Source organism: Bradyrhizobium sp. F1.13.3, from assembly GCF_040548265.1.
Classification (GTDB): Bacteria; Pseudomonadota; Alphaproteobacteria; order Rhizobiales; family Xanthobacteraceae; genus Bradyrhizobium.
The window spans coordinates 348,193-366,708 of sequence record NZ_JBEPRI010000003.1 but is presented as its reverse complement, the minus strand read 5'-3'; the positions used below and the strand labels follow the sequence as shown (position 1 = coordinate 366,708).

The 18,516-nt window shown below is 62.8% G+C and carries 18 protein-coding genes; 5 read left to right on the top strand and 13 right to left on the bottom strand.

The window, feature by feature from the left end; translation table 11 throughout:
- Nucleotides 1–64: 64 nt before the first annotated feature.
- Complete coding sequence (locus ABIB66_RS11340) at nt 65–928, bottom strand: tetratricopeptide repeat protein (protein WP_354254870.1); 864 nt, start codon at nt 926–928, stop codon at nt 65–67.
- Nucleotides 929–1,030: 102 nt separating this feature from the next.
- Nucleotides 1,031–1,657: a FecR family protein gene (locus ABIB66_RS11335; RefSeq protein WP_354254849.1), complete on the bottom strand. Its 627-nt coding sequence runs from the start codon at nt 1,655–1,657 to the stop codon at nt 1,031–1,033.
- A 416-nt stretch (nt 1,658–2,073) separates the two neighbouring features.
- Between ABIB66_RS11335 and ABIB66_RS11330 the strand changes: the two genes are divergently transcribed.
- Complete coding sequence (locus ABIB66_RS11330) at nt 2,074–4,929, top strand: VCBS domain-containing protein (protein ID WP_354254848.1); 2,856 nt, start codon at nt 2,074–2,076, stop codon at nt 4,927–4,929.
- A 4-nt stretch (nt 4,930–4,933) separates the two neighbouring features.
- Here ABIB66_RS11330 and ABIB66_RS11325 read toward each other — a convergent pair whose 3' ends face one another.
- From ABIB66_RS11325 to fliL, 4 genes are read right to left on the bottom strand one after another with little or no spacing between them, the layout of a single operon-like run.
- Nucleotides 4,934–5,692, bottom strand: a complete 759-nt coding sequence (locus ABIB66_RS11325; protein ID WP_354208436.1) for a MotE family protein — start codon at nt 5,690–5,692, stop codon at nt 4,934–4,936.
- A 9-nt stretch (nt 5,693–5,701) separates the two neighbouring features.
- Complete coding sequence (locus tag ABIB66_RS11320) at nt 5,702–6,148, bottom strand: DUF6468 domain-containing protein (protein ID WP_106944397.1); 447 nt, start codon at nt 6,146–6,148, stop codon at nt 5,702–5,704.
- Nucleotides 6,145–7,347 carry a flagellar motor switch protein FliM gene (gene fliM, locus ABIB66_RS11315; RefSeq protein ID WP_027567600.1) on the bottom strand — a complete coding sequence of 401 codons (1,203 nt, stop codon included), beginning with the start codon at nt 7,345–7,347 and terminating at the stop codon, nt 6,145–6,147. Before fliM ends, ABIB66_RS11320 begins: the two co-directional genes overlap by 4 nt.
- Nucleotides 7,348–7,366: 19 nt before the next feature.
- Nucleotides 7,367–7,858 (bottom strand): flagellar basal body-associated protein FliL, encoded by a 492-nt coding sequence (fliL, locus tag ABIB66_RS11310; RefSeq protein ID WP_354208435.1) that lies wholly within the window; start codon nt 7,856–7,858, stop codon nt 7,367–7,369.
- 379 nt (nt 7,859–8,237) lie between these two features.
- On the opposite strand from fliL, the gene flgF reads away from it, so the two are divergent.
- Genes flgF through flgH form a run of 4 tightly spaced genes read left to right on the top strand, consistent with a single transcriptional unit; the run spans nt 8,238 to nt 11,725 of the window.
- The gene (gene flgF / locus ABIB66_RS11305) at nt 8,238–8,999 is read left to right on the top strand and encodes a flagellar basal-body rod protein FlgF (RefSeq protein WP_247437369.1); all 762 of its coding nucleotides are present in this window, start codon (nt 8,238–8,240) and stop codon (nt 8,997–8,999) included.
- Nucleotides 9,000–9,015: 16 nt separating this feature from the next.
- Nucleotides 9,016–9,804 carry a flagellar basal-body rod protein FlgG gene (gene flgG, locus ABIB66_RS11300; RefSeq protein ID WP_354208434.1) on the top strand — a complete coding sequence of 263 codons (789 nt, stop codon included), beginning with the start codon at nt 9,016–9,018 and terminating at the stop codon, nt 9,802–9,804.
- Between the two features lie 10 nt (nt 9,805–9,814).
- The gene (gene flgA / locus ABIB66_RS11295) at nt 9,815–10,954 is read left to right on the top strand and encodes a flagellar basal body P-ring formation chaperone FlgA (RefSeq protein ID WP_354208433.1); all 1,140 of its coding nucleotides are present in this window, start codon (nt 9,815–9,817) and stop codon (nt 10,952–10,954) included.
- A 3-nt stretch (nt 10,955–10,957) separates the two neighbouring features.
- Nucleotides 10,958–11,725: a flagellar basal body L-ring protein FlgH gene (flgH, locus tag ABIB66_RS11290; RefSeq protein ID WP_018456424.1), complete on the top strand. Its 768-nt coding sequence runs from the start codon at nt 10,958–10,960 to the stop codon at nt 11,723–11,725.
- A gap of 248 nt (nt 11,726–11,973) precedes the next feature.
- Here the strand turns inward: flgH and ABIB66_RS11285 are convergent, their stop codons facing one another.
- The 7 genes from ABIB66_RS11285 to ABIB66_RS11255 all read right to left on the bottom strand — a co-directional run bounded on the left by ABIB66_RS11285 (nt 11,974) and on the right by ABIB66_RS11255 (nt 18,504).
- A complete protein-coding gene (locus tag ABIB66_RS11285; RefSeq protein WP_354208432.1) occupies nt 11,974–12,753 on the bottom strand; it encodes a 2-keto-4-pentenoate hydratase in 780 nt (259 codons plus the stop codon).
- A gap of 907 nt (nt 12,754–13,660) precedes the next feature.
- A complete protein-coding gene (locus tag ABIB66_RS11280) occupies nt 13,661–14,251 on the bottom strand; it encodes a hypothetical protein (RefSeq protein ID WP_354208431.1) in 591 nt (196 codons plus the stop codon).
- A gap of 188 nt (nt 14,252–14,439) precedes the next feature.
- A complete protein-coding gene (locus tag ABIB66_RS11275) occupies nt 14,440–14,802 on the bottom strand; it encodes a hypothetical protein (protein ID WP_085401384.1) in 363 nt (120 codons plus the stop codon).
- A gap of 134 nt (nt 14,803–14,936) precedes the next feature.
- Nucleotides 14,937–15,725, bottom strand: coding sequence for a 3-hydroxybutyrate dehydrogenase (locus tag ABIB66_RS11270; RefSeq protein ID WP_354208430.1), 789 nt, complete (start codon nt 15,723–15,725; stop codon nt 14,937–14,939).
- 79 nt (nt 15,726–15,804) lie between these two features.
- Entirely contained in the window at nt 15,805–16,596 is a 792-nt protein-coding gene (locus ABIB66_RS11265) for an acetoacetate decarboxylase (RefSeq protein ID WP_354254847.1), read from the bottom strand.
- A gap of 31 nt (nt 16,597–16,627) precedes the next feature.
- On the bottom strand, nt 16,628–17,779 hold the full coding sequence (locus ABIB66_RS11260) for a DUF3734 domain-containing protein (RefSeq protein ID WP_354129325.1): 1,152 nt from the start codon (nt 17,777–17,779) through the stop codon (nt 16,628–16,630).
- Nucleotides 17,780–18,003: 224 nt separating this feature from the next.
- On the bottom strand, nt 18,004–18,504 hold the full coding sequence (locus ABIB66_RS11255) for a hypothetical protein (RefSeq protein ID WP_354208428.1): 501 nt from the start codon (nt 18,502–18,504) through the stop codon (nt 18,004–18,006).
- Between the last annotated feature and the right edge of the window lie 12 nt (nt 18,505–18,516).

Sequence of the window (18,516 nt, the reverse complement as noted above, 5' to 3'; positions counted from 1 at the left end):
TGGAGTTGAGACGCAGGCGGTTAAGGAGTTGTTAACACCCACGCAACAGCGCCGCCGCGATTTGTCAATCGTTAGAGGGCACTCCATAGCGGGCAAAGTCCTCGCCAATTCCAGCGTCGATTCTTCTTGCCGCGCTAATATCGCTATCGCCGCCAGCTCTGTCGCCGAGCTTAAGTCTGGCAACTCCGCGGCCATAGAGCGCATGTGCCAGCTTGGGCGCGAACCGCAGCGCAAAATTGTAGTCGTCGATAGCCGCGGAGAATTGCCCCATTTTCAGGTTTATCAGAGCTCGCGAATCGTATGTTGCGGCGTTGTTTGATCCCGATTCAAGCGCCCTATCGCAGTCTTCCAGCGCGGCCCGCAAGGCGCCGAGGACGGCTCGGGCCCAACAGCGTCCGCTCCACACCGCCTCCAGATTCGGATCCAGGCGAATTGCTTCATCATAGTCCTGCGTTGCACGGTCGTACGCATTCCTCTTCAGGTAGGCTGCCGCACGGTTGGCAAAAGCAGCGCCATAGTTTGGGTTGAGCTTGAGCGCCTCCCCAAAAGCGACAAGGGCCAGGTCGTGCGCGCCTTTCCTCAGATAAGCCACGCCGAGGTTGTTGAAAGCTTTCGCATAATCTGGATTGAGCCTGGTCGCTTCAACCAAATCACTGATCGCGCGTTCATAGTCGGTTTTGGCGCTGTAGGCATTGCCCCTGTTGTTGTGAGCGACAGCGAAGCCGTTCGCCGTCCCCTCGCCCGCATCGATGAACGCCGTGCAGCCATCGATCCGAGCTTCGGGCAATACGCGATCTGAGCCGTTACACAGTTCAACATTCTTGAGGGAACTGACCTTCTTCGGCTTCTGCGCTAAAGCCGACGGACCGGACAGCTCAATGACGAAAATGAGCATCACTGTCTTGATGACACTGGCTCTTGCGATCATTTTCAAACCAAGCGTCTGACTGCTTGAACGAAGGGCTAACCCTGGGGCTCTCTGCCCGACCGGCATTGCGGGTATCACGGCGCTTCGGAACGAGCAAAGTTCTCAACATCCCCGACAGATGTTGAGTCTGCGGTTGCTGCTTCGATCGGGCTCCGCTGCTGCGGATGCCGGCGGCTTCTTCAGGAGCTTGCTTTTGCCCTCTTCGATCAGGGTCGAGAATTTGACTGACCCGTCATCCGAAATCTCGATATGCGGCGTCGTGCCTCGGATTCCTAGCGTGGCGACGGGAGTATCGACCTTCATGTCGCCGGTCTTTGCGACACTGCCAGCGACAAACGTGAACGTTCCCCTAGTGAGATTGAACAGCGTCGCATTAGACTTGCCGTCCGGCTCGTACACATAATGATCCAACACCATACGGGCATTGCTCGACAGATTGAACGAGGTGCCGTCCGTAAAGTTGATGCCGATTCGGCCGTCGGCTCCGGTCCGCACCACGTCACCGAGATATACGGGATCACCCGTGTTGGCCTGGCCGGGCTCACCCGAGACATTCGCCTGAACGATCACTGCGCCCGCATGCTCGATCGAGACCGAGCCTGTGGCCGCCACTACCTTACCAATGGGTTTCGATGACGAGCTAACGACGGCGGGCTTGGCGGAATCGATTTGCGCTCGAGCCGCACTCGGCAGGAAACTGACAAGCGCCAAAACAAAGCTGGTCGCCAATGCGGCTATCATAGATCTGCGCATGATCCACCCTTTCTGAGAAGATCTTGTCGCTGTCGTCGGCCCATTTTTTGAACCGCGAAGCCTAGCTGCCACAAAATATAATATATAATTCTTGTTTAACTTGTTTTATCGTTTTAATTTATCTCCAGGGTTACGGAAACGCCACAAATTAAATGCTCCGCGTTTGAAAATTTAATCACTTTTGACGGGAGGGCAGGCACGGCGGGGATCGGAAGCACGCGTCGCTGTTCGCTGCGCAATGCGCCTCTCTCTAGAGCAGACTTGATTAGTTCGGCGGGCAAGCCTTCGGCTGCTGGCGCCCAGGATATTTGTTGTCCCTAGGCGAGGACGGAGCCGAGCAAGACCATGGCAGCGCGCCGAGCCTGAATCGATCACCCAAGCGAGGTCGAGCCATGTCAGTTGCGTCCGGCATCCAGGTTGGGAACGAGGCCGCCATAGCCCTGTCCGTCCCAATCATCGGCCACATTCATACAGTGATCGGTTGCGGTACGCTCAGGCGAGCCAGCGGCGTCGCCACACAAGCCGTAGCTGGTGCGCCGGTCGACCGGGCTGACGTGATAGAAACCGGTGCCGACGGACAGATTACAATTCGCTTCATCGACGGTACTCTTTTCAACCTGGCCTGCGGCACTCACGTCGCTCTGAGCGAATTTGTCTTTGAAGCCGAAGGCATATCACATTCGGCCTTGCTCGACGTGAGCCGAGGGAGCTTCGGTTTCGTGCCAGGCCGGCTGGCAGAAGCCGGGTCGCTCCGGCTGAATACGCCAGTTGCAGGCATTCGCGCCCGGGGCCACGCGGGCGGTTTCGGGATCCTGACGCTTGCAGCCTTGACTTTCTCCGCCGCTAAAAATGGCGAGGCCGCGGACCCGGATGTGACAATTCTGGATGACGATTCCATCACTTACAAGGACCTTGCCCACGGCGCATTCGAGCTCGTGACGAAGGAGCCGATCCCACGGCACATCATCGTCGAGGATCCCGGCGAGACGATCGTGCTCAAAAAGGTGGGGTCCTCGGTCAGCGTAAACCAGGTCACGAACACTGCTGCTCACATGGAGGAGTTGAGGGCCGCGCAACAGGACGCGCTCGCCAATCTTCAAGGGCAAGGACCCCACGGGTCGGGCACACCCCCCTTCGTCAAATCCCAGCCGCTACAGCCGATCAATTTCATTCCGCCCGAGGCTCCCGCACTGCAAGATCCGCTTGCGCATGCCCCGCCGTTCATCATCCCTGTGCCCCTGATCATACATGCACCGCCGACGCTGAGCATCGGAGCCGGCCCGGCCGAACTCGATACCGTGGTGTTTGACACATTCACGGCGACGAGCGGGACGTTCACCGCGAGCAGCAACAATAGTGATGCCAAGCTGACCTTCGGCGTCATCGGGGCGAGCGCCGGCAACACGGTCATCGGCGGAGTGACATACGATCTGTCGAAGACAGATCCCTACGGGACGCTCTACGTCAACAGCGCGAGCGGCGCCTATACGTTCGTGCCCAACAGCGCCGCGATCAACGCGCTGACGGCGCCCACGACCGAGAGCTTCGTGGTGACTGTTTCCGACGGATCCGCCTCTGTCAGCCAGACCTTCACGATCGCCATTAACGGCGTCAACGACACCGCATTCATCTCCGGAACCACGACCGGCTCAGTTGTCGAGGCTGGCGGCATCACCAACGGAACAGCCGGCACGCCGATTGCGAGCGGCACCCTCACCGACACTGACGTCGACGATCCGCCCAATACCTTTAAGGCAGTGAGTTCGCCAGCAACGAGCGCCAGTGGCTATGGCACCTTCACGATGACCGCAGCCGGCGTGTGGACCTACACGCTCGACAACACCAATAGCACAGTGCAAGCGCTCGATTCCGGCGAGACGCTGACCGACAGCTTTACGGTGACCACGATCGGAGGCACGGCCCAAGTGGTGACGATCACGATCCACGGCGCCAGTGACGCGGCGATCATCTCCGGCGCGGCAACCGGTGCTGTGATCGAGGCTGGCGGCATCGCCAATGCAAACCCCGGCACCTCCACCGCGACCGGCACGCTCACCGACACTGATGTCGACACGACCGCAAATGTTTTCACGGCAGTCGGCACGGCAACGGCGAGCGCGGCCGGCTACGGCGCCTTCACCATGACGGCGGCGGGCGTGTGGACCTATACCCTCGACAACGCCAACCCTGCAGTGCAGGCGCTCAATGCCGGCGAGACACTGATCGATACGTTCACAGTGACCACTCTGGACGGAACTGACGGCAGCAACGATGCCGCCATCATTTCCGGCGCCACGGCCGGCTCGCTGACCGAGGCCGGAGGCGTTGCCAACGCGACACCAGGCACGCCGAGCGCAACGGGCACGCTCGTTGCCGCCGACGTTGACAATACGTCCAATACTTTCACACCCGTAAGTTCGCCCAAGGCAAGCACGAGCGGTTATGGCACTTTTGCGATAAGCGCCGCCGGCGTGTGGACCTACACGCTCGACAACGCCAACGGCGCGGTACAGGCGCTCAATGTCGGCGGCACACTCATCGACAGTTTCACTGTAACAACCCTCGATGGAACGCCGCAGGTGGTGACGATCACCATCCAAGGCACCAACGACGCGGCCGTCATTTCCGGCACTACGACCGGCTCAGTGACCGAGGCAGGCACTTTCTCGCCCGGGCTTCCCCTCGCGACCGGCACGCTCACCGATACAGACGTCGACAACCCGCCGAACACCTTTACCGCGGTCTCTTCGGCTACCGCGAGCGACGACGGCTACGGCACCTTCGCCATGACGGCAGCCGGCGTATGGACTTACACCCTCGACAACAACAATAGTGTGGTTCAGTCGCTTGAGGTCGGCGACACGTTGACCGACACCTTCGCGGTCACTGCCATCGATGGTACGACGCAGGTGGTGACCATCGCCATCCATGGCGCCAGTGACGCAGACCCCAACGATTTTGATTACTTGGCCACCGGATCTGTCGTGATCTCGGATCCCCCCAACGTGTATGGAACGCCGGGGGGCGAAACCATCGCGGGCGGCGGCGACACAGGTCGTGACTCGTATCACGAAGGCCGCGCTGACCAAGCAGCAGTCTCGGATTCTTCCTCGTGGGGAGAAGCAGTTGCGCCTCGCTGGCCGCAGGGTGCAACCGGCGCTCGTGAACTAGACACGCGAGCCTCTCGCTCGGCCTCGCTGAAGCACCGCGGAATAGCGCGCGGGTTGCCGAAGCACGCTTCGACTTGAGCCCTCAATTCGGCTTTTGCGTCGGCTTGCCGTCGATCTTGGGCAGCTCGCCGGCCGAGGCGGACTGATCGCCGCCGCCATTGGCCCGACGGGCCATCTCGACCGTCAGCCGCTCGGCGGCCTCCGGGGACATCAGTCCCATGATGTCCGACATTTTTCGCGGCGCGATCTGCGAGGCGATCTCGATCAGCACGCCCATCTCGAGCCGGTCAAAGACCCGCGCGGCGTCCTTGGGCTTCATGCCCTCATACATGGTCAGGAGGCCCTTCATGCGCTGGGCTTCGGCGGCCTTCTGCTCGGCCTGCGTCGCGGAGATACGGGTTTCCACCGCCTTCATCTCCTCGACCTTGTTTTCGATGCGCTTCTCGGCGGATTTCAACAGGCTCTCGCGGATGTCGATCTCACGCTGCCGGGCCTCGATCTCCTGGCGGCGCGACTGCAAGCGTTCCAGGATCGCGCGCTCCGAGGCGGAGATCTGCGGCTGGGCTTCCTCCTTGACCGTGGCGCCTTCGGACTTGGTGTCGGGTGCGGCCGGCTTCGGCGCCTCCTTCGGCGCGCCATGGGTCGAGCCGGTGATATCGGGATCCTCGCGGCTGGCCGGGAAGTTCAGATTCTCCTGCGCCCAGGATTTCTTGGTCGGGCCCGACTTGTAGTCGAAGACATAGCCGCCATTGATCACAAGACCCGTGACCTTCAGCGTGGCGAGGCCAGCGACGGCAACCAGCACGATCGGAATGACGCGGATGTTGCGAAAAGACTTCATACCCTGACTTTATGCGGCAAGACCGTTGGAGCGTCGGCGCTCGGAGAAGGCTTCGGCCGCAGCCGCCACCGCCTTCGCCGACGAGGGCTTGGCTGCGGGCGCTGCGACCATTTCCGGGTTCGTCACGGGGCGCGCGGCGATTGCGATCTTGGACAGGCGCCGCACCACGTTGTCGGCTTCGCCGAGCTGCTTGTAGAGCTGCTCGGACATCTGGGTCGCCGACGCGAGCTGGCTGCCGAGGTTCTCGTTGACGTCGCGCACGGCGAGCTTCAGCCCGCCGATCGCGCGCTCGGCGATCTCGGTTGCGGTGATCAGCTCGCCGATGACCGCCTTCAGCGAATGCTCGTCCGCCTTCAGCCGCGTCAGTCGCTTGTTGAGCGTGACGCAGTAGACGATGGTCAGCATCAGCAGGATAGCCACCAGCGTCTCGATCGCCATTCCTAGGGAGTGGTTCATGGGGCCTCCATCATCTTGTTCTGCTCGTCGACCTTTTCGAACATCGCAAGTGTCGTACTTGGCTTGCGCAAGGGTTTCGTCACCCGTATCGCGACGCGGTCGCCGACCCGGCCCATGCGTCCTTCGGTGATCGTGACGTCGCCGCAGCGAACGGTGACGTTGGCATCCGCACGCATGTCCAGCGGCAGCGTGTCGCCAACCTTCAGCCGCATCAGCTGCTTAAGCGGAATGTCGGCTTCGTAGAGCACGGCGTCGACGGAGATTTCGGCCTGCACGATCTCGGTGGCGAAATGGCCTTCCCAGATCTGGTCGCGGCCGAACTTTTCGCCCATGAACATCTGGAGCAGGACGCCCCGGATCGGCTCGATGGTCGCGTAAGGCAGCAACAGCTCGATGTTGCCGCCGCGATCTTCCATGTCGATGCGCAGGCGCACCAGGATCGCGGCGTTGGCAGGACGGCTGATCGCGGCGAAACGCGGGTTGGTCTCGAGCCGGTCGATGGTGAAGGTCACCGGCGACAGCGGCCGGAACGCCTGTTCGGCATCGGCCATGACGACTTCGACCAGCCGCTTGACCAATTCCGTCTCGATCGTGGTGTAGGGCCGGCCCTCGATGCGGAGCTGGCTCGAGCCGCGGCGGCCGCCGAGCAGCACATCGATCATCGAGTAGATCAGGCTGGAATCGACCACGGCCATGCCGAAATTGTCCCACTCTTCGGCCTTGAAGACGGTGAGGACGGCGGGCAGCGGGATCGAGTTCATGTAGTCGCCGAAGCGCACCGAGGTGATGCGGTCGAGCGAGACTTCGACATTGTCGGAGGTGAAATTGCGCAAGGAGGTCGTCAGCAACCGCACCAGGCGGTCGAAGACGATTTCGAGCATCGGCAGACGCTCGTAGGAGACCATCGCCGAATCGATGATGGCGCGAATGCCGGAGTGATCGTCGAGCGTGACGTCGCCGACGGCGAACCCGAGGAGGTTGTCGATCTCCTCCTGCGACAGCACCCGTTCGCCGGAATTCTTGCCGGCGCCGAGATCGCGGCTGCCATCCTCGACCATGGCCGCCCATTGCAGGGCCATGGTCTCGGATAGTTCGTTTTCGGCAGCAGCCTTCGCGGCCTCGGCGGGATCCTCGGAATCGAGCGAGGCCTCCCATTGGGCGGCAATTGCATCCTGGTCTGGTTGGTCGGTGCCTGCCATGATCCCTAGCCCGTCATGCTCACTGGATCACGACTTCCTTGAACAGCACCGCGCTGACCTGGACCGGAGCGACCGCCGCGTTGACCCGCTTGGTCAGCTCTTCCTTGAGCCGGAAGATGCCGGCGGAACCGTTGAGATCGGAGGAGCGGAGTTCGCGCGCATAGGTCTGGAAGATGTCGGTGATGCGCGGCATCGTCGGCTTGATCGCCTCGACCTGCTTCTCTTCCTTCAGCTCCAGCACGATCTTGAGCTTCAGATATTGGACGCGCTCGCCCGGCGCGCCGGCGAGGTTGACCATGATGTCGGGAACCTCGACGAAAGACGGCGGCTTCGGCGGGGGCGCCGCCTCGGCGTGATGCTCGTCGTCGCCGTGACGGAAAAAGAAGAACCAGGTCGCGGCGCCGCCGCCGAGAACGGCGAGCAGGCCTACCGCCATGATCATCAGCTTGAACTTGTTCTTGGGCGGAGCGGCTTCCGCGCCTGCGCCGCCTTCCGCTTCATTCTCTGCCATGATCGCCGCGCTCGCTCATCTCTCAAAGGGGTCGAAAGAGCGAAGCTCCTGGCAGACAGTGACGCGATACAAATGCCCCAGCGCAGTGCTCCTCTTACCCGCAAACGCTACGGTAATAATGGTTAACGGAACCTTTCGATTGGGCCTTCGCTAGGAAAAATCTGCCGGGCAAACATGGCTAACAGACCCTTTCTGCCGCCTCCCCGCACCCTCGAAAAATAGACAAACCGTTGAGTTTGCAAAGATTTCCAGCTTGGCACGACTTTCGCTGAGAAAGGACCGAGACCCAAGGTTTGGGAGAACCCGCGGTCTCGTTCACGGGATTGGCCAATGCGCTTGGGAGAGCGAGCTGGCAGATCTCACTCAGGGGAGATTTCCGATGCAGAACGCGCTTCTGATCGGCTTGTCACGACAGATGACGTTGGAACGGCAGATGGATGTCATCGCCAACAACGTCGCCAACGCCAACACCAACGGCTTCAAGGCCGATCATTCGCTGTTCGAGGAGTACCTCAACTCGAACGCGCGTGAGGACAATTTCGTCGGCTCCGACCGCCGGGTCTCCTATGTGCAGGACCGCGGCACCTTCCGCGACGTCGGCCAGGGGCCGATGGAGCCGACCAAGAATCCGCTCGACATGGCGATCAGCGGCAACGCCTATTTCGCGGTTCAGGCCAATGGCGCCGAGCGCTACACCCGCGACGGCAAGTTCTCGCTCAACAGCACCGGCCAGCTCGTCACCTCCGACGGCAACCTCGTGCTGGGCACCGGCGGCCCGATCACCTTCCAGCCGACCGACCACGACATCAACGTCGCGCCCGACGGCACCGTCACGGTGCTCGAGGGCACGGCCAAGAACGATTCGATCCGCGGCAAGATCCGGATGGCCTCGTTCGACGATCCGGCCAAGCTGACCAAGCTCGGCGCCAACCTTTACAACATCGGCTCCGCGGTCCCGCAGGCCGACACCAAGTCGACCGTGCAGCAGGGATATGTCGAGAAGTCGAACGTGAACTCGGTCGGTGAGATGAGCCGCATGGTCGAAGTCATGCGCAGCTACACCGCCATCGCCAACCTGCTCCAGCAGCAGAGTGACATGCACAAATCGGCGATCGAGAAGCTCGCCGACGTTCCGGCCTGATTGAGGGAGAACTGACATGCAGGCGCTTCACACCGCAGCAACCGGAATGGCGGCACAGGAACTCAACGTTCAGGTGATCTCCAACAACATCGCGAACCTGCGCACCACCGGCTTCAAGAAGCAGACCGCGGCGTTCCAGGACCTGATCTACGAACACGTCCGCCGCGTCGGCGCCCAGTCATCCGACCAGGGCACCATCCTGCCGGTCGGCGTTGACATCGGCGGCGGCGTCAAGACCGTCGGCACGCCGCGCAGCATGACCCAGGGCACGCTGTCGCAGACCGGCAACGACCTCGACATGGCCATCACGGGCGAAGGGTTCTTCAAGATCCTGATGCCCGACGGCAGCTACCAGTACACCCGCGACGGCACCTTCCAGATGGACAATCAGGGGCGCATCGTCACCGCGCAGGGCAACCCGGTGCAACCGACGATCACGATCCCGAACAACGCCTCGGGCCTCACCATCAACGTGCAGGGCCAGGTCTCGGTGACGCTGCCGGGTTCGTCGACCTCGGCCGTCCAGGGCCAGATCGGCCTGACCCGATTCATTAACAAAGCGGGCCTCCAGCCCGTCGGCAGCAATCAGTTCACGGAGACGCCCTCCTCCGGCCCGCCGCAGGACGGTACCGCGAGTTCCGAGGGTTTCGGCAACATCACCCAGAGCAGCCTCGAGCAGGCCAATGTCGACGTCGTCTCGGAAATGAGCGACCTGATCGCCGCCCAGCGTGCCTACGAGATGAACGCCAAGGTGATCAGCGCCGCCGACCAGATGATGCAGTCGACCACGGCGCTGTTCCGCTGAGGTGATGACAATGATCCGCACCACCCTCGCCACGATCTCCGCTCTCCTCGTGCTGGCGCTGCCCGCACGGGCCGCCGACGATTTCATCGCGACGCCGACGTTGCGCGCGAGCATCACCGTGACCTCGGACGTGGTGCGGGTCGGCGATCTCATCGACAATGCCGGCTCGGCCGCGCTGATCCCGCTCTACCGCTCACCCGATCTCGGCACCACCGGTGCGCTGCCGGTCGCGCAAGTGCTGGCGGTGTTGCGCGCAAAGCAGGTGATCGGCGTGATGACCGGCGACATCAAGGAGGTCCAGGTCACCCGTCTCGCCCGCACGCTGGCGAACAAGGACCTCGAAACCGCGGTCGCCACGGCGCTCGAGCGCCGCTTCGGGCTTGGCGATGCCGCCAACATCACCGTCACGTTCGACCGCGGCATCGCCGACATGCGGTTGGATGCCTCCAACACCGGCGCGCTGCAGCCGGTCGCAACCCGCTACGACCCCCGCAGCGGCCGTTTCGACATCGCCTTCGAGATCAACAACGACAACAATCCGGCGCCGACCAAGCTGCGTTTCACCGGCACCGCGATCGAGACGGTGGAAGTGGCCGTGCTGACGCGCGACATCGATCGCGTCGATCTCCTGAAGTCCTCCGACGTCGCCATGGAACGCCGGCCGAAGGCCGAGGTCACCGGTGAGGCCGCCTCGCGCGATCGCACGCTCGGCATGCAGCTTCGCCGGCCGATGCGGGCGGGAACGCCGATCCGCGTCGCCGACATCGTCAAGCCCGATTTCGTGCAACGCGACCAGAACGTCACCGTCATTTACCAGGTTCCCGGAATCTATCTCACCACGCGCGGCAAGGCGATCGAGAGCGGCGCCGAGGGCGACACCATCAGCGTGCTCAACCTGCAGACCAAGCGCACGCTGAGCGGCGTCGTCACAGGCCGCGGGCAGGTGACGGTCCAGGGCGCCAGCCAGGCCGCGCCGATGCCGGCTGCGGTCGAGCAGACCTCCTCGCTCAAGCGCGACGAGGCGCCCGCCCCCGTCGATACCGCAGCCCTCGTCCGGAACCTGGTCCAGACCCCGGCATCCCCGGCCCAGATCGCGCAAGCCCAGATCCCGCAAGTCCGCGTCTCGCAAGCTCCAGCCAAGTCAGAGTAAGTCATGTCCACGTTCAGTTCGGCTTTTCGTCCCCGTCGCATCGCGATCTCTGCCCTGCTGCTGGCGACTTGCGCGCTGGCGAGCGGCTGCTCTTCGATCGACCGCCTGTCGCAGATCGGCGAGCAGCCGAAATTGTCGGCGATCGATAATCCGACGACGCAGCCCGGCTACAAGCCGGTGCAGATGCCGATGCCGAAGCCCGAGGTCGCCTCCTACAATCCGAACTCGCTGTGGCGCAGCGGCAGCCGCGCCTTCTTCAAGGACCAGCGCGCCCATCAGGTCGGCGATATCCTGACGGTGGCCGTGAACATCACCGACAAGGCCAATATCGAAAACGACACCCAGCGCAGCCGCACCAACAAGGAAGATTCCGGAATCACCGACTTCATCGGCGCCAAGACCTTGGGCGCCCAAGCGCAGAAGGTGTTGCCCGGACGCATCCTCACCGCCGACTCGACCGCGTCCAGCGAGGGCAAAGGAAGCGTGGACCGCAAGGAAGCGTTGCAGACCAACGTCGCGGCGGTCGTCACCCAGGTCCTGCCCAATGGCAACCTCGTGGTCGAAGGCAAGCAGGAAATCCGCGTCAACTACGAAATTCGCGAGCTCATCGTTGCCGGCATCGTCCGCCCCGAAGACATCCAGAGCGACAACACCATCGATTCCACCAAGATCGCGCAGGCCCGCATCGCCTACGGCGGCCGCGGCCAGATCATGGACGTGCAGCAACCGCGCTACGGCCAGCAAGTCATGGACGTGCTGCTGCCCTTCTAACTTCTCCCGAGCTCCCACATCGTGTTCGCGAACCTAGGCGCGGACGACGATGTACGACGCGGCCCTCGCTAGCTCCCCTGGCGAGGGCCGCATGTATTTTGGCGACGGTTGCATACAGCTGGCCAATGCGCGATCGTAGCGACACCGCTGCCCTAGCCTCCGTCATTGCGAGCGAAGCGAAGCAATCCAGACTGCCACCGCGGAGGGACTCTGGATTGCTTCGCTTTGCTCGCAATGACGCGGAGAGATCACGTAAACTCCGCCTCCACCGTGCCCAGCCCGTCCAGCTCCATCCGCACCTTGTCGCCGGCTTTCAGCCACAGCGTCTTCACCAGGCTCCCGGTGAGAACGAGCTGTCCCGCGTGCAGACCCTTGCCCTCGGCGGCGAGATGGTTGGCGAGCCAGGCGAGTGCGTTGTGGGGATGGCCGAGCACGTCGGCGCCGGTGCCATGGCTGACCTCTTCGCCGTTGACGATGGCGCGGCCTTTGATCGCATTCAGGTCAGGCACCGACGAGCGCGGCACGACCTCGCCCAGCACGCAGCCAGCGGCGAAGAAATCGTCGGCGATCAGCGTCGGCGCGCCCATGGTTTCCCACTTCACATAACGGTCGTCGACGATCTCGATCGCGGGATGATAGGCCTCGACGGCTTCGCCGACCCATTCGGCCGTGAACGGCGCCTCGCCGGCGGCGAGATTGCGCTTCAGCCGCACCGCGATCTCGCATTCGACGCCGACCCGGACATAGTCGGCAGCCGCGAGCCGTACACCGCTGTCGTGCACGCCCTTCTGGAACACGCCGCCGCCGCATGGGTGTGGAATGCCGATGTAATCCTGCATCACCTGGCTGGTGCAGCCGATCTTGTAGCCGACCAGCGGGCCGGCATGCGGCAGCAGCAGATCGTGCAGCGCGCGCTGGACCTGATAGCCCTCGGCTTCATCGGCCGGAGGAACTTCGAGCGGCGCGAGCGGCGCATGGTTGCGGCGCGCCAGCGCGATCGCCTTTGCGGCTGCGAGAATTCTGTCCATCGGCGCCGGCTCCTACACACCACAATCGAGGACGGCACTTCAGCATCCCCGCCGGGGCGTGACAAGCGCAGGAGGCCGCGCGGCTGCACGTCATTGCCAGCCCAAGCTGGATGAGCTGCTGACGCTGAGCGGCCACATCATGGCAAGCCGCATGGGCTGCGCCGGCGTTTAAGGAAATATTGAGCTGGTCCGGGCTTTATGGGGATGCGCGCCTTGGAGCGTCGCAACAGGCCTGATGCAGCAAGGCGTGAAGCTGCTGGATCAGTGCCTCAGCATTCAAGTCGATGTCCTTGATGCGACTCGCAAAACCTCCCGCACCTGAAGTGAAGGCTGTTTCTCATCCGAACTCACGTGAGCTCGGAGGAGTTGAGTCTAGCCCATTGATCGCGATTCACTTTTCGCGATTGCGCTCGCACGCCGAAGCGCGCGGTTGCAAGCGACAGGCAAATGCTGATCACGGCGCGAAAAGGCGCGCCTTGCGTTCAAATATGCCGCCACATTGAGAACGGGGCGCCTAACCCTCTGAAAGATCAAGACCCGACGCAGACAGAGCGAGGCGGAACTGACCTTAAGAACGAGTCGATTGGGAATGTCTGAGTTTAGATGCGAGTCGCAGCTCATAAGGCATTGATTTCCTTGAGTCCTCTGCCACTTCGGCGAAGTCCCGGACGACCTCAGCGCGCTATGAAAGCTGCACTGGATCCGGAACGACATCCGCCCGCTTGCACGGGCGGATTCGAGCCCGAGAGCGCGACATCCAGACGCTGCAGCGGGCCAGCGTCAAGTCGGCCTCGCCGAGCTGCCGCTCTCGATGCGCTGCGGAGAGCGCCGACCGTCTGAGCCGGCCTGCGAAAGAGTGAGCCGGGGGAGACCGCCTCGCGGCAGTCTCCCCCGAAGGGTACCAGTCTCAGGCTGCTCGTTTGAACGCTTCCTGGGCGGCCTGGTTGGCGCGATCGAAGTTGGTCCGCGTTTCGGCCAGAGCCACCATCAGGGCGGACCATGACTGCGCTCCGGCCTGGCTTAGCTTTTGGAGCTTTCCCTCCGCCTCGGCCGCGTCGGCCTTCATGCGCTTCACCGCCTCGTCTATTTTGGCCCGACGCTCTGCGGCAAACTGCCTGCCATCGCTGGCGATCTTGTCGGCCGCTTCGCGCCAGGCGTTCAGCTGGGCTGCGGCCTGAACCTCGAATGCGGCCCTCTGCTGTTCGACCCGCTTGCTGAAGCCATCGACGTATTTCGCCACATCGGCCTCGAAAGCCTTCCAATCCACTTCCAGTTTTGCCTTGGCGGCAACGAAGGCCGCTTCGTTCGCCTCGGCGTGCTTCTTGACCGTATTTCGGAATTCACTTTGCGTGGCGCGAAGGTCGGTGCGAAGTTCGTCGGCCTTGGCTCGAAGCTCCGCCTGCACCTCCCCCGCTTTGCCATCGAGAAAGGTGAGCGTAGCTTCCATTTCGTCGAGCCGCTCCTTAGCCCAGGACTGAAAGTTCGCTTGCGTGCTCATCGCTCGTATCCATCGGTTTCATCGATGCGATCAGCGTACGCACCCTGCGCCTGCTCCACCTTGACCAGGATCAACTAGCCTCGCCGCTCCGCGTCCATTGCCCCGCACCGGCGCGAGGCGCCGGTTCGCAAACGCAGCGCCGATGCAGGGTCTGAGCGGTTTCGGAGCCAAATGCCGTACCTTGCTTCCTACCCGTTTCGTTGAGCGGTCCAATATCCCGAGCAGCGCGCGCCTGCTGCGTGGCCACTCCAGCTCCCGCGGCCGGCGTCTCGCGTCAGCCTCCCGGAGCCTGCCGCATATTTGTCGTGGACCGTAACCGAGGCGTGAACCGCGCCCGAACGTCCGACGTGGCCGGCAAACTTCACCAGATTGGGATGCGTGACGAAGCCGTCGTTTATGTTCACCGTAAAGCTGTAGGTCGGATCACAGCTGCCGCGCTGCGTGACGAAAAGTAGATTCCAGGATCCATCGTAAGAGGTTCGGGCCTCGGCGGCCGTCGCCATGGTAAGGCACGCAAAGCCGACGACACTCGCGATTAGTCGCTTGTTCATGATCTTCTCTCCACATGATTTTTTGATGTTGGTACTAAGGGGTCATAGGTCGGAGCACCGGCGCTTGATCAAACGCAGGTGTTCGCGAGCAATTCTTCGCGAACCCCCTCTCGGTCTCTGACGTTTTTCTGGGGCTATGCGGCCGTCCAGCCGCCGTCGACGGAAAGGTTGGCGCCGGTGATCTGGGCGGCGTCCTGGCTGCACAGGAACAGCGCCAGCGAAGCTACCTGTTCCACCGTGACGAATTCCTTCGTCGGCTGGGCCGCGAGCAGAACCTCGCTGATCACCTCATCCCTCATCATGTTGCGCGCCACCATCGTGTTCGGGATCTGCTTCTCCACGAGCGGTGTCCAGACATATCCGGGGCTGATGCAGTTGCAGGTGATCTTGGACCGGGCGAGCTCCAGCGCCACCGTCTTGGTGAGTCCGACGATGCCGTGCTTGGCGGCGACGTAGGCCGACTTGAAGGGCGAAGCGACGATCGAATGCGCCGAGGCCGTGGTGATGATCCGACCCCAGCCGCGCTTCTTCATGCCGGGCACGACTGCACGGATGGCGTGGAAGGCGGACGACAGGTTGATCCCGATGATCGCATTCCACTTGTCGACCGGAAACTCCTCGACAGGGGCGACGTGCTGGACGCCGGCATTGTTCACGAGGACATCGACGCTGCCGAAGGTGCTTTCCGCCAGCGCGATGAGCTCGGCGATCTGGTCCGGGCTGTCCATGTCCGCAGCCGAATAGACCGCCTTGACGCCAAATTCCCTCTCGATCGCCGAGCGCTCGTTCTCGACATCGGCCCGCGCCCCCATTCCATTGAGCACGACGTTGGCCCCGGCGCCAGCGAAAGCACGAGCATAGCCTAGACCGATGCCGCTGGTTGAGCCGGTCACGACTGCGACTTTACCTTTCAGTATACTCATTTGGTCTTTCCTTCTTGTGAGGTGCTGCGGCTCCTCGCCGCGGTGTTGCCGGACCTACGCAGCCCGTCGAGACCGTCACTCAGGTGACAAGGGCTCGCTCGTAGCTCCCGACCGGACGTCGGACCGGCTGCTGCAGATAATCGTGAACGACCTTGCCCAATCCCAGCGTAAGGTCTGCGCGGATGTGAACCGCGGACACGATCTCGAGCACCGGCAAATCGGACACCGGAGCGAGGGCATGGGGCGTCAAGGAGAGAGCGGCGGGTCCGGTCCAAGCGCCTTTCAAGACAAGCTGCTCGAGGTGATATTCGACGAGCTCGCAGATCCGCGGGCTGCCGTCGACGTGCGGAATGATCTTGAGCAGGAAGTTCGGCTCCTGCAGCGCGGCCTTCACCTGCGCCACGTCGGCTTCGCGGTGCTTGTATCCCATCGTGCCGGTCGCTACCCGCAGCGGACCGTAATCCAGCGTACCGATCAGCGTATCGAGCTCGGTCCGCAACGTTGGCTGGCCAAGCTTTTTCGGAAAGCCCCAGAGCTCCCGGCCGCCCGCGATCGGTCCCTCATCGTTCAGGAACATGCAGTGGGTGTAGGCGCCCTTGCGACCGCGGAACGACACGGGGATGACCTGGCCGCTCTCGGCATAGTCGCCGAAACCGTTGGAATCCGGCATGCGGATGAACTCGTACTTGACCAGCGCTTCGCGTTCGTCGAGCTCGAGCGGAGCCGGGACGACCGATCGCAGCTTCGCCGGATCGGTGCGATAGGTGATGATCAGGTATTCGCGGTCGACGAAACGATACGGTCCCGGCGGATATGCCGGATTCGTCAGCGGCATGGCGAACGCACGCCTCACGACTTCACTCTCGTGCATTTGAATTGTCCTGTGATTGGGAAGAGCCGGCCTATTCGCGACCGTCGTGCTCAAGATCGAACGTGGAGACGCCGTCCGCACTCGTCGGGCGGGCCAGCACCTCGGGATGCCGAAGGGTGCGCAAGGCGTCGTGATAGCCGGCGCGCCAATGATCCTGCATCGACAGACGGGAAAACTCGTAGTCCTTGGAGTGGCCTTCGTAGTCCCGCGCGCGATAGATCAGGTGGACCAGGCTATGCACGTTGTTGGAGGCAGCGGTCCTGAGCAGCTTGACGTCCTCCTGATCGCGCAGATCTTCAGGCAACCTGCTCAAGAGAGCCGCCAGGTCTCGCTGCAACCGGTGCAGGCTCTTGAACTGGTCCGTGCTCGCCCGCGTGCGACTGGAGTATTGGATCTCCTTCTGGCGAGTGATCACTTCCGCCATGTTGCCCGGAATCTGGCCGCGCGCGCTCCAGAGATCGACCTGAAACACAAGCGTGTCCTGTCGGGCGCCGCACTCGATCACCCACTGCAACGGAGTGTTGGATACGAGCCCGCCATCCCAATACTGTTCGCCGTCGATTTCGACGGCCGGAAAGCCCGGCGGCAGCGCACCGCTCGCCAGGATGTGCTCCGGCCGGATGGTATGGGTTGCAGTGTCGAAATAAACCATATTGCCGGTCCTCACGTTCACGGCCCCTGCGCTGAACCGCGTCACACCGGCGTTGATGCGGTCGAAATCCACGAGACGCTCCAGCGTCGTCTTCAGCGCGCTGGTGTCGTAGATGCTGGTGGCGGCAAGCGTTCCACCCGCTTGAAGCCACGGCGCGAACGGCCGCGCGGAAAAGAATCCGTTCGCCCCGAACACCGCAGCAAAGCCCGCATTCACCTGATTGAGAAAATTGCGAGTGTGATCGCCGTTCATCAGATCGGTGAACGGCGCGTCGAGCGTCACCTGCGTCCAAAACTCGCGGAGCCGATCGACCCGGACGTTCGGCGGATTGCCGGCGATGATCGCGGCATTGATCGCCCCGATCGAAATGCCCGCGATCCAGTCGGGATGGATGTCGGCTTCGGCCAACGCCTCGTAGACGCCTCCCTGGTAGGCCCCCAACGCGCCGCCGCCCTGCAGCAGCAGGGCGATGCAATCGAACGGCAGACGCCGGTCGGCGGTCGCGAGGTTTTGTCGAGGCTGAAAGTTCATGGTTCTTGCCCTTGATTTGCGGTTGTTCAAGCCAGCGGCTCGTTCGGCCTACCGGGCCCGTATAGCCAATCATTTAATGAACTATACGGTATAGTTTATTAAATGGTCAAGACACTCGCGTTCACATGCGCGTGCTGCAGCTGATGCGTCCCGGGTGCGGAGTCGTCAGCCGCCGCTCCGCTCGGCAGGCCGACGCAACCCCAAAGGACGGACTTTCGTGATTGTCAGTCGCAGACCAGAACGCGGCGGTGGCGCGTGTAGGTGTAGTAGCAGTCGCCCTCGGACGAGTAGCCGCGTCCATACGCATAGCCCGCCGCGGCCCCCGCGTAGGCGCTCGCCGCATACGCACCGCGATAGCCGTACCGCGATCCATCGTAACGGCCATAGCCGCCGAAGCGGCCGTAGCCGGCCGATGCGGCACGGGTGGCGTTCGCCGGTCCGCCCCTTCCGACGCCGGCGAGATCGCCGCGCGGCGCAGGTCCGGCACCGAGACGAGGCGCCCCGCCGGCGAGGCCGGCACGCGGCGCAACGCCGGGTCCCATCGGAGGACGAGCCGCAAAGGCCGGAGGGCCCCCGGCTGCCAGCGGCGGCGGACCACCGGCTGCAATCGGCGGAGGTCCCGCCATCGGGGGCGGCGGCGGAAACTGCGCGAACGCGGCGTGCGTCGACAGCGTCAATGTTGCGAGCGTCGCGGTGAGCGACAGCATCAGTGTCATTCGTTTCATGGCGTTCTCTCT

Excerpts from the sequence above, each read along its gene's own strand:
- flgH (WP_018456424.1), top strand. The coding sequence starts at position 10,958 with ATGTCCACGTTCAGTTCGGCTTTTCGTCCCCGTCGCATCGCGATCTCT.
- ABIB66_RS11340 (WP_354254870.1), bottom strand. The coding sequence starts at position 928 with ATGATCGCAAGAGCCAGTGTCATCAAGACAGTGATGCTCATTTTCGTC.
- ABIB66_RS11330 (WP_354254848.1), top strand. The coding sequence starts at position 2,074 with ATGTCAGTTGCGTCCGGCATCCAGGTTGGGAACGAGGCCGCCATAGCC.
- ABIB66_RS11260 (WP_354129325.1), bottom strand. The coding sequence starts at position 17,779 with ATGAACTTTCAGCCTCGACAAAACCTCGCGACCGCCGACCGGCGTCTG.
- ABIB66_RS11270 (WP_354208430.1), bottom strand. The coding sequence starts at position 15,725 with ATGAGTATACTGAAAGGTAAAGTCGCAGTCGTGACCGGCTCAACCAGC.
- ABIB66_RS11325 (WP_354208436.1), bottom strand. The coding sequence starts at position 5,692 with ATGAAGTCTTTTCGCAACATCCGCGTCATTCCGATCGTGCTGGTTGCC.
- fliM (WP_027567600.1), bottom strand. The coding sequence starts at position 7,347 with ATGGCAGGCACCGACCAACCAGACCAGGATGCAATTGCCGCCCAATGG.
- ABIB66_RS11320 (WP_106944397.1), bottom strand. The coding sequence starts at position 6,148 with ATGAACCACTCCCTAGGAATGGCGATCGAGACGCTGGTGGCTATCCTG.
- fliL (WP_354208435.1), bottom strand. The coding sequence starts at position 7,858 with ATGGCAGAGAATGAAGCGGAAGGCGGCGCAGGCGCGGAAGCCGCTCCG.
- ABIB66_RS11255 (WP_354208428.1), bottom strand. The coding sequence starts at position 18,504 with ATGAAACGAATGACACTGATGCTGTCGCTCACCGCGACGCTCGCAACA.
- ABIB66_RS11275 (WP_085401384.1), bottom strand. The coding sequence starts at position 14,802 with ATGAACAAGCGACTAATCGCGAGTGTCGTCGGCTTTGCGTGCCTTACC.
- flgF (WP_247437369.1), top strand. The coding sequence starts at position 8,238 with ATGCAGAACGCGCTTCTGATCGGCTTGTCACGACAGATGACGTTGGAA.
- ABIB66_RS11280 (WP_354208431.1), bottom strand. The coding sequence starts at position 14,251 with ATGAGCACGCAAGCGAACTTTCAGTCCTGGGCTAAGGAGCGGCTCGAC.
- flgA (WP_354208433.1), top strand. The coding sequence starts at position 9,815 with ATGATCCGCACCACCCTCGCCACGATCTCCGCTCTCCTCGTGCTGGCG.
- ABIB66_RS11285 (WP_354208432.1), bottom strand. The coding sequence starts at position 12,753 with ATGGACAGAATTCTCGCAGCCGCAAAGGCGATCGCGCTGGCGCGCCGC.
- ABIB66_RS11265 (WP_354254847.1), bottom strand. The coding sequence starts at position 16,596 with ATGCACGAGAGTGAAGTCGTGAGGCGTGCGTTCGCCATGCCGCTGACG.
- flgG (WP_354208434.1), top strand. The coding sequence starts at position 9,016 with ATGCAGGCGCTTCACACCGCAGCAACCGGAATGGCGGCACAGGAACTC.